Source organism: Hwangdonia lutea (assembly GCF_032814565.1).
In the GTDB taxonomy this organism is placed as follows: domain Bacteria; phylum Bacteroidota; class Bacteroidia; order Flavobacteriales; family Flavobacteriaceae; genus Hwangdonia; species Hwangdonia lutea.
Genome location: NZ_CP136521.1, coordinates 2,348,782 through 2,365,066, shown reverse-complemented (window position 1 = coordinate 2,365,066; position 16,285 = coordinate 2,348,782). Strand labels below are relative to the sequence as shown.

14 protein-coding genes are annotated in these 16,285 nt (G+C 33.0%); 5 read left to right on the top strand and 9 right to left on the bottom strand.

Annotation, left to right across the window (positions count from 1 at the left end; genetic code table 11):
• Position 1 precedes the first annotated feature (1 nt).
• The 7 genes from RNZ46_RS10270 to RNZ46_RS10240 form a co-directional block, all read right to left on the bottom strand.
• Positions 2–1,156: an AAA family ATPase gene (locus tag RNZ46_RS10270; RefSeq protein ID WP_316982113.1), complete on the bottom strand. Its 1,155-nt coding sequence runs from the start codon at positions 1,154–1,156 to the stop codon at positions 2–4.
• On the bottom strand, positions 1,153–2,397 hold the full coding sequence (locus RNZ46_RS10265) for a restriction endonuclease subunit S (RefSeq protein WP_316982112.1): 1,245 nt from the start codon (positions 2,395–2,397) through the stop codon (positions 1,153–1,155). Before RNZ46_RS10265 ends, RNZ46_RS10270 begins: the two co-directional genes overlap by 4 nt.
• Positions 2,390–5,380 carry a type I restriction endonuclease subunit R gene (locus RNZ46_RS10260; protein WP_316982111.1) on the bottom strand — a complete coding sequence of 997 codons (2,991 nt, stop codon included), beginning with the start codon at positions 5,378–5,380 and terminating at the stop codon, positions 2,390–2,392. The genes RNZ46_RS10265 and RNZ46_RS10260 overlap by 8 nt, the downstream gene beginning before the upstream one ends.
• Before the next feature lie 117 nt (positions 5,381–5,497).
• A complete protein-coding gene (locus RNZ46_RS10255; protein WP_316982110.1) occupies positions 5,498–6,394 on the bottom strand; it encodes a hypothetical protein in 897 nt (298 codons plus the stop codon).
• A gap of 3 nt (positions 6,395–6,397) precedes the next feature.
• Positions 6,398–6,685, bottom strand: a complete 288-nt coding sequence (locus tag RNZ46_RS10250) for a helix-turn-helix domain-containing protein (RefSeq protein WP_316982109.1) — start codon at positions 6,683–6,685, stop codon at positions 6,398–6,400.
• Between the two features lie 106 nt (positions 6,686–6,791).
• Positions 6,792–8,837 (bottom strand): hypothetical protein, encoded by a 2,046-nt coding sequence (locus RNZ46_RS10245; RefSeq protein ID WP_316982108.1) that lies wholly within the window; start codon positions 8,835–8,837, stop codon positions 6,792–6,794.
• A gap of 5 nt (positions 8,838–8,842) precedes the next feature.
• Positions 8,843–10,060 (bottom strand): tyrosine-type recombinase/integrase, encoded by a 1,218-nt coding sequence (locus tag RNZ46_RS10240; RefSeq protein ID WP_316982107.1) that lies wholly within the window; start codon positions 10,058–10,060, stop codon positions 8,843–8,845.
• A 357-nt stretch (positions 10,061–10,417) separates the two neighbouring features.
• Between RNZ46_RS10240 and RNZ46_RS10235 the strand changes: the two genes are divergently transcribed.
• From RNZ46_RS10235 to RNZ46_RS10225, 3 genes are read left to right on the top strand one after another with little or no spacing between them, the layout of a single operon-like run.
• Positions 10,418–10,789 (top strand): transposase, encoded by a 372-nt coding sequence (locus tag RNZ46_RS10235; protein ID WP_316981920.1) that lies wholly within the window; start codon positions 10,418–10,420, stop codon positions 10,787–10,789.
• Positions 10,786–11,640: an IS3 family transposase gene (locus tag RNZ46_RS10230; protein ID WP_316984982.1), complete on the top strand. Its 855-nt coding sequence runs from the start codon at positions 10,786–10,788 to the stop codon at positions 11,638–11,640. The genes RNZ46_RS10235 and RNZ46_RS10230 overlap by 4 nt, the downstream gene beginning before the upstream one ends.
• Positions 11,641–11,696: 56 nt before the next feature.
• Positions 11,697–12,596: a leucine-rich repeat domain-containing protein gene (locus RNZ46_RS10225; RefSeq protein ID WP_316982106.1), complete on the top strand. Its 900-nt coding sequence runs from the start codon at positions 11,697–11,699 to the stop codon at positions 12,594–12,596.
• A gap of 127 nt (positions 12,597–12,723) precedes the next feature.
• Here RNZ46_RS10225 and RNZ46_RS10220 read toward each other — a convergent pair whose 3' ends face one another.
• Positions 12,724–13,524 carry a class I SAM-dependent methyltransferase gene (locus tag RNZ46_RS10220; protein ID WP_316982105.1) on the bottom strand — a complete coding sequence of 267 codons (801 nt, stop codon included), beginning with the start codon at positions 13,522–13,524 and terminating at the stop codon, positions 12,724–12,726.
• Between the two features lie 32 nt (positions 13,525–13,556).
• On the opposite strand from RNZ46_RS10220, the gene RNZ46_RS10215 reads away from it, so the two are divergent.
• Complete coding sequence (locus RNZ46_RS10215) at positions 13,557–14,225, top strand: hypothetical protein (protein WP_316982104.1); 669 nt, start codon at positions 13,557–13,559, stop codon at positions 14,223–14,225.
• A 150-nt stretch (positions 14,226–14,375) separates the two neighbouring features.
• Here RNZ46_RS10215 and RNZ46_RS10210 read toward each other — a convergent pair whose 3' ends face one another.
• Positions 14,376–14,795, bottom strand: coding sequence for a (4Fe-4S)-binding protein (locus RNZ46_RS10210; protein WP_316982103.1), 420 nt, complete (start codon positions 14,793–14,795; stop codon positions 14,376–14,378).
• Positions 14,796–14,912: 117 nt separating this feature from the next.
• On the opposite strand from RNZ46_RS10210, the gene kynU reads away from it, so the two are divergent.
• Positions 14,913–16,181 carry a kynureninase gene (kynU, locus tag RNZ46_RS10205; protein ID WP_316984985.1) on the top strand — a complete coding sequence of 423 codons (1,269 nt, stop codon included), beginning with the start codon at positions 14,913–14,915 and terminating at the stop codon, positions 16,179–16,181.
• Positions 16,182–16,285 lie beyond the last annotated feature (104 nt).

Here is a 16,285-nt window from a genome sequence, read left to right as displayed (position 1 = left end):
TTTATGCGTGTAAAACGAATTTATATTTTTTCTGTATTGCTTCAAATATTTCTATTATCAGCTTTTTATTATCTGGCACTGGCTCTCTGAGTTCATATCTAAATACTGATTTATGAGCCATAATATTGACTATTTGAGCTTGCTTTTCTGCATCTGAAAAGCCTATTTCCTTTAAAACGTGTGAAAAATTCCTAACTCCTAGAAAAGAACTAATATTTTCCAATATTTGCCTTAACAAAGCAAAGTGATACACATATATTTCGTCTTTATCTTTAGCTTCTTTTATTACCCTTAATAATTCTAAATGATATAAAAAGACTTCCTTTCTTGGGCCGACTAATTGAATTGTACCGTTATTATTTTTTAACTTGTAAATATCTACTTGCTCCTGATAACGTGATGCTTTTTCTCCTCTCGTTAACCAATCCGCCAACACAGAAAAGAAACCGATATGATGGGTTGTTATTATTATTTTTCTCTTTTTGAAATGCTTATCTATTAAATCCACAAGAGAAGATATTGTAACAAAAATGTTATGGTCGTCTAAACTTGAAACAGGATCGTCAATAAAAAAATGTGTCGATTGATTGTCTTCTCCAGTCCATCCATCAACTTCAAACAAAGCTAAAAAGAAACACCAAACGAATATTTGCTCTTCTCCTCTTGAAATTTTAATTGGTCTTTCCTCTTCCTCTTTCTTCTCTTCCTTTTTTTGCTCTACACCCTCAGGTTCTTCTAAAGGTTCTTCATCTTCTTTTTTATTATAAAACCTAATGTACTTAATACCATCATTTAATTCATCAAAGTACTCAAACCTATAATCAAATTTAGGCTGATATGATGCTAATTTATCTTGTAGGTTAATTTCATCTAGTAAAGGGTGGAATTGATTTAAACTGCTTTTGGCAAGTTTGAGTTTTATATCTGTGCCATTATTTTCTTCATCATTATCCCAATTAAATAAATCTTCACTATAAGCATTATAATACACACCAGAATGACTGCCACCGTTATTGGTTTTAGTTACATCCTTATACGCAACAGACAGTCTTGTTTTACCAGTGCCATTAAATGCGTAAATAAGGTTTATATTTTTTTCTAAACCAACTAACTGATTTGCAATATCGCTTATGTTTTTTTCAAACTTTTTACTCATACCGCAACGTCATTTAAATTAGGAAATAATTGTTGCAACAAGCCTTTTTTATGAGCTTGCAGTCTTCTTATTTTTTCTTGTTGTTCTTCTATTAATGTACTTGCGGAAGTAAGTGTATTTGCAATCTTATCTTGTTCTTTTGGGTTTGTAGGCTTTAAAATTGGACAATTCAACACATCATCTTTTCTTAAGTTTGTCTGTTTATTACCATCATCAAAGCGTAAAAAGTATTTATTTCTATTAAGTTGATAGAATAGAAAAACACTATTGATATTGGTTGATGTTATTTTACATATTCGCTGATTTACTGTATACGTATCGTTTTTATCCACGTAAAAACATTTCGACAATGCTTTACCATTTGGTATATCGCTTAGTACCATTAAAATATCCCCTATTTTGGTTTCTAAGTTTACAGAATCACTAAATTTCACAACTTCTCCTTCAGTTGAAATGAATTTAGAGTTGACTACTTTATATTTTCCTGTTTTAGAAATCTCTTTTTCGTGAGCTTTCCCATTTTTATAGTCGGCAACCGCATCTAAAGTGGTTTCTTTCCAATCACCATCATTTCTATACTCTGGAAAGCGGTATTTAGGCTGTGTTTCTCCTTCTTGCGGGAATAATTGTTGTAACAAACCTTTTTTATGGTCTTGTAATAGCTTTAGTTTTTCGGTTTCGGCATTAATAACTTCGTCTAATGATGATAAACACTTAGCTATTTTTTGTTGTTCTTCTATTGATTTTGGCTTACCAATTTTTATTGGTTCAAGATTAACATAATATAAATTTTTTACATTTTGACCTTCAACCACTTTAGCAAATTGACTACTTAAAGTATTGAAATAATATGCATAAAAGATAGAATCTTGTTCTGTTTCATATACGCTTATCATTTCTCCAATTGCAATGTTTGGAAAAGGTAAATATGAACAATTTGAAAATGCAAATGGGTCTTCTCCTACTCGAGGGACAAGAATTTCACCCCCTTTGCTAAATCTTAAGGTTTTGGGGTCTATATTAGTTCTAGAGTACACTTCCTTAATTATTGTGCCGAATTTAGTATAAAGCTCTCCATACCTAACACATAGTGTTGGCGCATCCTCTGACAAAGACCACTTTGGCGCACTTTTACCGTAATAAAAACTACCCATTTGACCAATGGTTGTAATTTCCCATTTACCCTCTTTGTTAAACTCAGGAAAACGAAGTTCTGGCAATACTTGTTCTTCTTTATTCATAAGCGTTTAAACCTGCTATTTCACGCCCTTGGGCTAATTTGTTTAATAATGGCACTAGGTCTTCCATTAGTGCTAATTCTTTAATTCTTCGCTCTTTCCACCCTAATTCTAATGGTGCTAATAAGTCGGTTAACTTTTCGCCATCAAAGAGCATACGGTTCATAATTTCGGCAATAAAGGCTTTTAGGCTATCGGTTGTAATACCGTGCTTTTCAGCAATTGTACGTAGTTCTTTTTCTGCTTTTTCGTCTTTGAATTTTTGATACCCTTGTCTTATGTCTTTTTCGGTTAAACCGTTCCCTACTTCTAACGTGTTAATGTATTCTATAATGTCGTCACGTTCTTCTATTAAGTTGGCACTAGAGCTTAATAGATTAATTAACTGATGACGTGTCATTTTTTGTTTAGATGGTTTGTCTTGCGTGTATTTAGCAATTAAACCAATGATATAATCGTAGTCAATGACCGCAGAAGAAAATAGTACGAACTCAAAATCTAATTGTTCAACTTCTGGTGGTATATTGTCACCGCCTTTGTCTTGTTGTGATTTTAAGCGTTTAGCCGTATCTAGATACACCGATTTAAAGGAACGTAAATCATCAATAGGCAATAATGCCTCTATAGCTTCTGTTTGCTGTTCTTCAAGGTCTGTATATTGGTCTAATTGTGTTTTTAAGCGTTGTACTTCTTTAAAGGTGTTGATAAACTCTGCACGTGCTTCATCACCACGTAAATTACTAACTTCTGAAGGTGTACAGTCTAAACCTTTTGATTGCATAAACTCGTTTAAGTTCTGTACTGCCTTTTCGTACTTTTCAATAACTTTTGGTGCTGCATCAACTAACCAGATTTCTTTAGGGTTGTCTACCTTTTCGCCAGAAAATAATACCATTGCTTTATCAACGCTTTCTTCTTGGTGTCTAAAGTCTAAAATATTACCGTAAGGTTTGGTATCGTTAATTACCCTGTTTGTACGTGAAAAGGCTTGTATTAAACCGTGATATTTTAAGTTTTTATCTACATACAACGTATTTAGGTATTTAGAATCGAAACCTGTTAAGAGCATATCTACCACTATCATAACATCAATTTTGTTTTGATGCGGATAGTCTTTGTTAGAGTACTTTTGGTCTTTTATGCGCTGTTGCACATCTTGATAATATAAATCGAACTCTGTTATCGTATGATTTGTACCATATTGTTGGTTATAATCTGAAATGATTTCTGTTAAGGCTTCTTTCTTTTTATTCGGTTCTACCTCATTATCTTTCTTTTCTTGCTCTAAATCTTCTTGTAACTGTTTAATATCTTTATTGCCCTCGGCAGGTGGCGAGAATACACAAGCAATATTTAAAGGTTTATAGTCTTCGTTTTCTGTAATTAATTGAGCCTGTAATTCTTTAAAAATAGTATAATATTGAATTGCATCGTTAATTGAAGCTGTAGCTAAAATACTATTGAATCTTCTATCGTTTGTAGCCTTATCGTGTTTATTGATTACTGCATTAGCTACTGCTAATTTATGTATATCGCTACCAATATTTACAACGCCATCCGGTTTAAAATAATCGATATGAAAACGTAATACATTTTTATCTTCTATAGCGTGCGTGATGGTGTAAGAATGTAATTCTTGTTGAAATACATCTGTAGTTGTTTTATAAGATGCTTCGTTACCTTCAATAGTTTTATAAGTAGCGTTGTCTTCAAAAATTGGTGTTCCCGTAAAGCCAAATAATTGTGCTTTTGGAAAGAACTCTTTTATTGCATCGTGATTGTCGCCAAATTGTGAGCGGTGACACTCATCAAAAATAAAGACTACTCTTTTATCTCTTAACGGTGCTAATCTATCGTAATAGGTTTCTTTATTATCTTCTCTTTGCTTTACGTTTCGCTTACTATTTTGATTGAGTGCTAAACCTAATTTTTGAATAGTAGTTACAATTACTTTATCGGCATAATCGGTTGATAACATACGACGTACCAAAGTTTCGGTATTCGTATTTTCTTCAACACTGCCTTCTTGGAACTTATTAAATTCTTCGCGTGTTTGTCTATCTAAATCTTTTCTATCAACTACAAATAAACATTTTTCGATATTTGGGTTTTCTTTTAAAAGTGTAGATGCTTTAAAGGATGTTAATGTTTTACCACTACCTGTAGTATGCCATATATAGCCATTTCCTCTATTTTGGTCTATACAATCTACAATTGCTTTAACCGCATAGATTTGATAAGGTCGCATTACTAGCATTTTTTGTTCACTAGCAACTAATACCATATAACGGCTTATCATTTGACCAAGGGTACACTTTGATAAAAACTTATCTGTAAAATCGTCTAAATGACTTATTTTTTTATTGTCTTCACTCGCTAATTCATAAACAGGTAAAAATTGTTCATCTGCATTAAAAGCAAAATGTTGATTGTTATTATTAGCAAAATAAAACGTTCTTGTTTTGTTGCTCACAATAAACAATTGCATAAAACACATTAATGAATTGGTGTAACCATTGCCAGGATCTGTTTTGTATTCAACTATTTGTTGCATTGCACGATTAGGACTAATCTGCAAGGTTTTTAATTCTATTTGAACAACAGGAACACCATTGATTAATAAAATAACATCGTAACGGTGGTTACTGTTATCTGTGTTTATTCTGAGTTGATTAATAACTTCAAAGTCATTTTTGCACCAATCTTTAATATTTACAAGCGTATAGTGTAATGGTGTACCATCTTCCCTTGAAAATGTGTTGGTATTTCTTAAATAGTTTGAAGCCTTGAAAACATCAGGGTTTACTATTTCTTCTCTAAGTTTTTTAAATTCGGAATCTGTTAAATTTACTCTATTTAACTTTTCAAACTTTTCTCTGAAGTTTTGTTCTAATGTATTTTTATCACGAATATCAGGACGATAAGTGTATTTTAAATCGCTTAATCGACTAATTAATTCATTTTCTATTTGTTGCTCCTTGGTCATTGGTTATAGACTGCTTTTTTAAAATGTTAAAAATATAAATATATCTTGGTTTTACATTAAGGTTTTTCGTATTTCACCATTACCCCTTTTTTAGGGTATATTACAAGTTGTAAATATTCAGTTATTTAAACAGAAATTTATTTGTGATTTTAGTTTCTCATAAATATCATTCTCTATATCAGAATCACTAAAGGTTTTTAGAAGTTTTAAATAGGCTTGTCGCTCTTTCTTATGTGTGTGCTTATGGTGCTTTTTTAAGCCATTTGCCCAAAATGAATTACCGTAAGTAGCCATTAATTTAATTTGTTCTGGCGTTAAGTTTTCAAAATCTATTTGTTTTCGCTTCTTGATGTTGACATATACCGATAGTAGTTCTTCACCCAATTGCTTAAACTTTGAAGCATCAACTAAATCTGAAAACTTATAAACTCCTATGCTATCTTTCCTTTGGTTGTAATACCTTGAATTGGCTTCTATTTCAAACCGAATAACATTGTTTTTGATGTCTATCCTTGTGTCTTGCTTGACTTGATAGGTTTTATCATAGCCTTTGATTTTGTAATTGGTCGCTTTAAAATGAACGCCATAAACCTTAGCACCATTACACATAAATTGAGGTTGAACAGTTTTGTATTCTTGCCACATTTGAAAGGTGTTTTCAGGTACTTCGTAAATCACTAAACCTATTGCTAAACGTTTGACTTCTGCATCTAATAAGACATTCCCAAAACAAGTATTTAAAGTGTTTACCGCTTCAACCACTTGTGAATAGGTAAACGGTTGATAGTTGTTACCCATATAAAACTTTTGTAAACTGTTGGTAATGGTTAATTCGTTTCCTCTTAGTCTTAGCTTTAAATTCTTTAGGTCGGCAGCATAAGAAACCACCTCGTTAAAATTATTAAAACGTGGTTTCCATAGACAATTGTTCCAAATAAATGTATCTCGGACTCTGGTAACGGCTTCTTTTGGTAACTTGTCTAAATACTTTACTATTTTAATAGTATCGTACAACAATTACCTTTTTACTTTTTTAAATGCCTTGTTGTAGTTTTTTTCGAGTAATTTTTCTACATCGCTCATACGATAGTAGATTTTTGAGCCTATTTGCGAAAATGATACGACACCTTCATCCCTCCAAGTTTGGGCGGTGCGTTTGCTGATATTCATTAGTTGTAAAAACTCCTGATTGTCTACAAAAACATCTTTAGGGTTTTTCTGTTTTTCGTCTAATGATGTTTTAACTTCATCAATTTTCTTTAGAAGTTCATTGTACTGGTTTTTTGATAAAATAATTGCTTCCATTTGCTGAAATAATTTTTAGATTACTCCAACAAAGCTGAAAAAAGCTTTAGGGGGTAAAAAGGGTAACGGTGTTACCCCCTTATAAAACCCTTATCTTTTATGAAAATTAGTGCAGAGGATTGTTTTTTATGTACTCTATTGCAGTCTTTTTATAATCTTCGGATGTATTGGATTCATCCAATTCTGATTTCATTGTAGCATTTATTTTGTTGGCAAACATTACACTAAGTTTATGCAGCCCCATATGTGATATGATTTTCTTTTCCCTCAAAGCTTCTACAACACCTCTTATAGCACCTAATTTTTTTGGTGATAACGCATAATAACCATCAATCGTAATTGCCAAATCTTCTAACATTTTTAGTACATAAGTTTGTTTTTCAGCAGATAATAACTCTTCAAAGCTTTCTATCTTTGGTTTGTCAAGCAATATTTTAGGATTTTCTGGTAAATAGGTTAATGGTGCAACGATAGCTGTTTCTTTTATAAATTCGGCTTCAATAGTTAAAAAGTCTTTGAACAGCTTAGGATATTTATCTTCTTTATTTTTAAAGCCTTCACGCTTCTCAATCAACGCTCTAAATTCTAATTCACGGTGTTTCAACTCTTTTAATCTTGATTGGATATAGAGCACCTTATTACTTGGTTCTGCGCTATCTAAAATTTCTTGAAACCTTACCATACTTTTCTCAAATACTCTAATGTATGTTTCTCTATGGTTTATGAAATGTATATCTAAAGGCACAGAATCACGATGAAACCTTTTAAAAAACGTATCTAAAGAGTCCTGTAATTCATTATACAATTTTTTATCAACCACCATTTTATTCATTAACGATTGAATAATGATATGAGAACCTGAATCGTTTTTAAAATACATAGTCCTACTGTCGAATAGTTCTTGAAAAATGAACGTAATCTCCCAGCTTGTATTTTGGATTTTATAAGCTGTTTTTATTTCCTGAAGGACTTCTTTAAGTTTATCATTAATTATATAATTGAATTTTACATTTGCGCTTTGAAGTACTTTATTTTCTTCTCGAAGCAGAAAAAATACTCTATCGTCTTTTACTTTGTTATAGGCGTCAATTTGTTCTTGAAATTTATCCCTTAGATATTTTTTAATTTGCTTGTCTGTTTTGCCTACATCATTAAAACAATAGTCATTTATTTCATCTATAACCTTTTGGTTTTCTTCCTCTGCTTCTTGAATGGCTATTTCCAATTCTTTATCGGTATCGATAAATTGAAATGGCACATCTAATGAATGCCCTTTTATAATTTTTTGCATCCATTTTTGTAAAATATCAAGCGAGTAAAAAATAGTAAATTCATTGCCAATAACACTTTTAACATTGGCGGCTATTTTACTTAAAGGTTCTTTTAAGGTTACAGGGTTTAATTTTCTGAAATTATTTTCATCATTATAAAACAGTGGGTGATTTGCCAACAACAACTCATCGTTGTAGGTGCTAAAATCAAAGTTCTTAAATAAGTGTAGTTTTGATAATAATTGTTTTATGGTTTTTGCTTCATTAATATTTTTAGACAATTTATCTTCAAGAACGGTTAATTGCTTTTCAATAAATTCAAGTGGATTTTCTAAAGACCTGCAATGCCCTTGGAATGATCTAATGATATTGGTTGTGTCATATTCAACAATATCCAACACAGTCTTCATCTGCCAATCGGCTATTTGATAATAGTCTTTTTCATCAATATGAAATTGCGAATCAAAATTTTCAAAATACTCACATCGTACACCTTTTAAAAAGCCTTTGTAAGTCACTTTTGGTATGTCCTTACCTAAAACCTTAATATGATTATGAATTAATTTACTATAATCACCTAAATAAACGGATTGTATAAACTCCTCACTTTCATCCACATTTAACAGAAAATGTCGCGTTGCAAATTGAGTTAACAACCAATCATCACCGTTATTAATATAGTATGGATGAGGGTCTTCTTCTTTTAGTTTTTCAATTCTTTCGTCCTCAGTAACACAAAACGCCACTTTTTGAAAATGGTCTAAATCTTTTATCTTTTCAAGCACATTAATTTTAAAATCATTTTCAGCTTTATGTTTGGCCGCATTTCTTATTTTGGTGAAATGCTCTTTAACTATATTGTTGATTGGTTTGTTTAACATTGTAATTAATTGATGTATTTATCGACTGCGTTATCTAACTCACTACTTATAATTTTTGCATACACTTGGGTTATACCAATATCTGTATGGTCCATTAATTTTGATACGTGTTCTATACGCATACCATTGTTTAAAGCTCTGGTAGCAAATGTATGTCGGCTAATATGAAATGATAGATTAAAGGGTAGCTCTAATTCTTCACCCATTCTACTTAGATACATATTGCTTAAAGAAATTGCTCTATTGGTTATTAAACTTCTGTGTTCTCTATCTTTAAAATATAGCTCATCGACTTTAGCAAACGGAAAAATTATATCGTTTTGATTTTGATTTACGGTTGCATACTTCTCTAAAATATCAACCGCTTTTTGACCTATCCTAATGCTATGCTGCCTTTTGGTTTTACGTATTGTTTTTGTAATACGGTGGTTTTTCTTATCGTAGTTTTTCCATTGTAACTCGATAATATCGCCAAACCTTAAACCACCAGAGAAAACAGAAAAGATGAACATATCTTTAATAACCTGTGCTTTGTGTTCTTGTGGAACTTCTAAATTCATAAAGGCTTCAAACTGCTCTTCGTTTAAATAACGCTTTGTAGTCTTGTTTTTCTTTACTTTAAACTTTGTGAACGGTACAAGTTCATTGGATATTAAATCTTCTTTCTTTGCTTCTCTAAACATTAAATTCAATATCCGGAAAGCATAATTAATAGTAGTGTTGTTATTACCCAACTTTGAACTGCAATGTGCTGCATAGTCTTTTAAAGTGGTAGCCGTTATGTCATCAAACATTAATTCACGATGCCCTACAAATCTTTCAAACTTTTCTATGTTGTTTTTATAACTTCTGTATGTTGATAGCGTAACAGTGTCTTTAAGCTTCTCGCATCTATCATAGGCAAATTCAAAAAAGTTAATTAAAGGCTTGCCTTTTATTGCTTCCTTTATTCTTCTTGCTGAGGTAGATTGATTTCTTCTTTCTAAATCTGCTATTTCTCCCTCTGCATCTGCAACCTTTCGAGAAATGTAAGCATTTAACCTGGTAGAGCTTTTGTGATTTTTCTTCACTTTTTGTTTATCTTCATCCCATTCAGTAGGGTTTAGTTTTAAACTCAATGAAATAAATTTAGTTTTACGGTCTTTGATTACACGTAAATAAAGAGGTGCTTCACCTGCTTTATCAATTTTATTTTTCCTTAAAATTAATTTTATTGAGGACATAAGACTCTGGTTTTTAGGCTGTGCAAACGGGTGCAACTGAATACTAAGGTACAACAATAGGTACAACAAACCTAACTTTTAGTAGCATTTTATTGCATTAATTTGCATTACACAAAAACACAAAACCCTTATAAACAAAGGGTTTAAGGGTAATTTAAAGAAAATGAGTATTGATACTATATAACAATGTATAACCGCAATTACGGCGGATTCGACTACGTCCGAATCCACTCGGAATTGCTAACGTTCGTGCTAAACCGAAAATTAACGCATATTAACCCGTAACTGACGGTTATACTAGACCGTTGCCAACAATAGTGACCCGTCCTGAATAAAGGCTACATAATTTTAAACATTATGTACAAAAATGACAAAGTAATTAGACGGTATTCTGAATCTTTTAAACTCAAAATTTTAGACGAACTTACCTCAGGAAAACTAAACAAGTATCAACTTGGTAAAGCTTATGGTATTGCACCTACCACAATCAATGAGTGGATAAAGAAGTACAACCGTAAAGATCTAATGAACACCAGAGTAACTGTGAAAACCAAAGACGAAATAACCCGTATTAAACAACTTCAAAAAGAGATTGAACAGCTAAAGAAACTACTGCTGAAAAAGGATATGGATGCCTTAATAGATGATTCCTATCTGGAAGTTGCAGCAGAACAACTAGGCTATAAATCTGTTCTTGAACTTAAAAAAAAACTAAGTATCAAGCCCTGATTAAGGCCAAGGAAAAATCTAAGGGATTTGCTTCTCTTACTACTATAACTGCTTGTTTCGGACTCAAACGTGATGCATACTACAAATACAAACGTCGTGAGGACAAACGTCTGGAAATAGAGAAAAAAGTAGTGGTTATAGTCAAGAAAAGACGCAGATCCCTTCCCAGAGAAGGCGTTAGAAAACTCACCAGATCATTAGAACAGGAGTTTATTGAATCCAATCTTAAAATAGGCAGAGACACCTTGTTCAACATACTTAGAAAACACAATATGCTCACACTTAGAAAGAAATACAGCTCTAGAACCACTAACTCATTGCACAGGTTCTACAAATACAAAAACATTATTAAAGATGTTGAAATAACTAGACCAAACCAAGTCTGGGTAAGCGATATCACCTACATTAGAACCATAAAAGGTTTTTGTTACCTGGCACTCATTACAGACATGTACAGCCGAAAAATTGTAGGGTATGACATAAGTAACAGCCTGGAACTAAAAGGTTGCGAAAGAGCTTTAAACAAGGCGCTGTATCAAGCTAAAGACACTACTCGACTTATTCACCATTCCGACAGAGGTATACAATACTGCAGTAACGTCTACACTCAAATTTTAAAGAGAAATAACATCGATATTAGCATGACAGAAGAAAATCATTGCTACGAAAATGCCATGGCTGAGCGTGTAAACGGAATTCTAAAAGACGAGTTCTATCTAGATCAGACCTTTGATAGCCTACAACACGCAAGAAGAGCAACAAAAAATGCAATTAATCTATACAACGAAATAAGATTACATTTATCTTTAGACTATAAAACACCCAATATGGTATATTTAAAAACAGCATAAATCAATTTTAACCTGTAGCCATATTTCAGGACAAGACATAGAACTCACTCAAACGAATGAAACACCATTTTGGAGATTTTTTAGACAGAACAGGTAACTATTGGACAATTATTCCGAATGTAGAAAGATATGCGTATTCTGCAAACGAGGAAATAATAAACAAAGAAGATGTCAGAATTTTAATGATTTCTAAAAATGATAATAATTGGAATCAAGTTTTTAATTGCCCAAATATTGAGGAAATAACTTTACACGAACCAAGTAAAGAACAAGTTCAAAAAATAAGCAAACTAACTCAAATAACAAGATTGAGAATTACTCATCTGCGGACAAAAGACATAGAATTCATTGGAGAATTAATCAATTTAGAAGAGATTGTGCTTGAATATGTTTCTGGATTTTCTGACTTATCACCTTTGCGAAATTTAAAGAAACTGAAATCACTTCACTTTGAGAATTTGAGGAAAGTTTCGAGTTTTGAAAATCTTAAAGGAATTGAAAGTTTAAAATATTTGCACATTGACGGAACACTTGACTGGAATCAACCGATTGAAAATTTTGAATTTTTAGAAGGTTTGCCAAATCTTGAAGTTTTTTCTTTAGGTTTTATAATTAACAAAACAGAATTTCCTGCATTTTTACCGATTTTAAAACTAAATAATTTAAAGAAAATAATAATTGGACGAGCAACTTTAAACACGAAAGAATATGCGTTTTTAGAAACAGCTTTACCTAATGCTGAATGTGGAACTAAAGGTGGAATTTGGGAGTTATGTTGGGAATACAACGAATATTTTGAATTTCTCGGCAAAAGAGCTGGAAGAGTAAAATGTACGAACCCAAAAGCGAATGAAAAATGCGAAGAGTTTATTAAAAAATATGAAGGAATAAAAAAAGAATCGGAACAAATAATAAAAACTACTGTTGGCAACACCGTGTCCTATGAAAAGCACTAGCCTAGTTCTTCAAAGTTAATATTTTATTTTTTAATTACCTCATAATGATGATTGTACGGTGTTGGAATGTTAGCAATTCCGATAAGATTGTTAACATTGACCCATCCTGAATAAAGGCTACATAACCTTAAACCTTACTCGCCTTCAACTCAAAAATTAAAGGGTACAATTTATCTTTGGTAACAAACATGCCTGTTTTGGTTTCTACTAAATTTGGCAACACATCATACGGGCTTTCGTCGTGTTCTTTTAAATACTCGATATGCAAACCCGCTTCGGTTAAAGCCGAAACTACTTCGCCCAAACCGTGATTCCAACCGTATTCCTTACTAATCATTTTAGAGTCTTGATTGGCGTAAGTGCCTTCATATTCTTCATAAATCACATCGTTTTGCATATAGCCATATGTCATAATGGGTTTGCCTTCCAAATAATCGAACATCCAAACTATCGGGTGAAATTCAACCATATAAAAGGTACCGCCTTTTTTTAAACGCTCCGCAATCATTTCACCCCAAGGTTTTAAATCGGGCAACCAACCTATTACGCCGTAACTGGTAAAAACAATATCGAAGGTGTCTTTTACAAACGCCGAGGTGTCCAAAACATTACAACACACAAATTTGGCATCAAGCTTTAATTCTTCATTTAATTCTTTTGCCAATTTGATACCCTCATCGCTCAAATCAATGCCCGTACAGTGGGCTCCCAGCCTACTCCAACTCAGTGTATCTTGTCCAAAATGACATTGTAAATGCAACAACGATTTCCCTTTTACATCACCCAAAGCATTCAATTCATAAGGCATTAAAGACAACTTTCCTTTTTTAAATTCCTCTAAATTATACATCGCACTTTTAGCGTGTACTTTTACTTTTTCGTTCCAAGTCGCTTTATTGGTTTTAAAATATTTATTATTGGTTGTCATCTTCAAATGATATCTTTACAAAAATCTAAATTATGAAAAACTTCATTTACATTGTTTTTACAACCTTAATTTTCTTTGGTTGCAAGCAAAAACCCGAAAGCAAAACAGTTGAACCACAACTTACGGTGGCTGAAAAAATAGCAAAAGCACATGGTTTTGAAAACTGGAAAAACGTTACCGAAATTCAATTTACTTTTAATGTAGATAGAGATAGCAGCCATTTTGAGAGAAGCTGGCGCTGGAACCCAAAAACCAATGCAGTTAGTATGACGATGAATAATGAAACGGTTTCGTATAATAGGGCTTCGATTGATAGTACGAGCCTAAAAGCAGACCAAGGATTTATTAATGACAAATTCTGGTTACTTGTGCCGTTTCAATTGGTTTGGGATTCTGGCACGACCATTTCGGAACCCGTTAAAGCAGAAGCACCCATTAGTAAAAGCGACATGAATAAAATTACTTTAACCTATTCAAACGATGGCGGTTACACACCTGGCGATGCTTATGATATTTATTTCGATACGGATTATTTAATTCGGGAATGGGTGTTTAGAAAAGGCAATCAAAAAGACCCATCGATGATTACCACCTTTGAAAACCATCAAGATTTTAAGGGCATAAAAATAGCTTTAGAGCATAAAAAACAGGGCGAAAACTGGAATCTTAACTTTTCCGATGTAAAAATTACCGTAGAGTAACATTTTACTATTTTACTGTAAGGTAAACATCTAAATTACGACTTATACCGTATATAAAGTATAGATAGTTTTTTCCGCATTTGCGCCTATATATATGAAAAGCGCTTTAATCATTGATTAAAGCGCTTTTCCCTTTTTTAGCATTTCATGTTAGCCTTTAAACGATGCCTTTACATGGGTACCATCGCAAAAAGGTTTGTTGTTTGATGCACCACATCGGCAAAAAGCAGTGGTTTTATTTTTAATTTCTTCGCTGCCATCTTTATGGGTAACCTTAAGTGTACCGTAAACCAATAATGGGCCGTTTTCCAAAACCTCAACTTTGGTTTCCAATGTTTCGGCTGTCTTATCGCCTTCAGCATTCATATAATACGTTAATGCACCCGAAGGACATTGTTTTACTTGATCGATAATAGCATCGGTTTTTGCAGCATCAATTTTTACCCAAGGCCTTTCTTTGGGCTGGAATACTTCGGGCAAACCTTTGGCACAAATTGCCGAATGTATGCACTTTTCAGCCTCCCAAACCACCGTTGTTTCTACGTTCGAATATTCTTTAATTTTTCCCATACCTTAAAGTTTTTACTAAATATACAAAAAAGATTCACTAAAAATTTAGTCTAATTTATCGGTTCGTTTCTAAATATATAATTCTTATTTTTGTTAGAAACCGAAAAACCCTTCACTTTGTCCGATTATAAACTAGGTCTTGATTACGCACAACAGCAGGACCAAAACGATGCATTAGCAGGCTACAGAAATCAGTTTCATATTCCAAAAAACGAACAGGGAAATGAGTTGATTTACATGACTGGAAACTCACTTGGTTTACAGCCAAAAACTACCAAAAACTATATAAACCAAGAGCTTGAAGATTGGGCTAATTTAGGGGTTGAAGGGCACACCGAAGCTAAAAATCCATGGTTGGGTTACCACGAGTTTTTAACCAAAAGTATGGCAAATGTAGTAGGCGCAAAATCCATAGAAGTGGTGGTAATGAATACCCTAACGGCAAACCTTCATTTTATGATGGTATCGTTTTATAAACCTACAAAAACACGTTATAAAATACTTATTGAAAGTAATGCGTTTCCGTCTGATAAATATGCGGTTGAATCGCAATTGCGTCATCATGGATTTGATGATAAAGAGGGAGTGGTTTTATGGAAACCACGAAAAGGTGAAGAATTATTAAGAACTAAAGATTTAGAAACTATTTTAAAAGACCAAGGTGATGAAATAGCGCTCATTATGATTGGAGGCGTTAATTATTACACGGGGCAATTTTTCGATTTAAAAAAAATAACTGAACTCGGACATAAACACGGTTGTAAAGTAGGGTTTGACTGTGCCCACGGCGCAGGAAATGTCGAACTGAATTTACACGATTCCGGAGCTGATTTTGCCGTTTGGTGTACTTACAAATACCTAAACTCAGGTCCCGGAAGTTTAGCCGGTTGTTTCGTGCACGAGCGTCATGCGCACGATAACAGCTTAAACCGATTTACAGGTTGGTGGAGCCACAACAAACAAACACGTTTTAATATGCGCGATGAATTTGATGTTATTCCGGGGGCCGAAGGTTGGCAACTTAGCAATCCGCCCATTTTATCGATGGCCGCCATAAAAGCATCACTCGATATGATTGAAGAAGTTGGTATAAAAAAGCTCGCTAAAAAATCTAAAAAGCTCACGGGTTATTTTGAGTTTTTGTTAAAACAGTTAGGCGAAGATACCATAAGAATTATTACACCCGAAAAACCCAATGAACGGGGCTGCCAACTATCCATTCAAGTTAAAAATGCCGACAAAAGTTTGCATAACAAATTGACCGAAAATGGAGTAATTAGCGATTGGAGAGAACCCGATGTAATACGCTGTGCGCCCGTGCCACTTTACAACTCGTTTGAAGATGTTTATAATTTGGTTGAAAGATTGAAGCGTATTTTAAATTGATTTGTCATTCCTGCGTGCCATACTGAGCTTGTCGAAGTGAATGCAGGAATCCACTCTAAATTAAAATATTAATAACAATGAGATCCTGAAACAAGTTCAGGAAT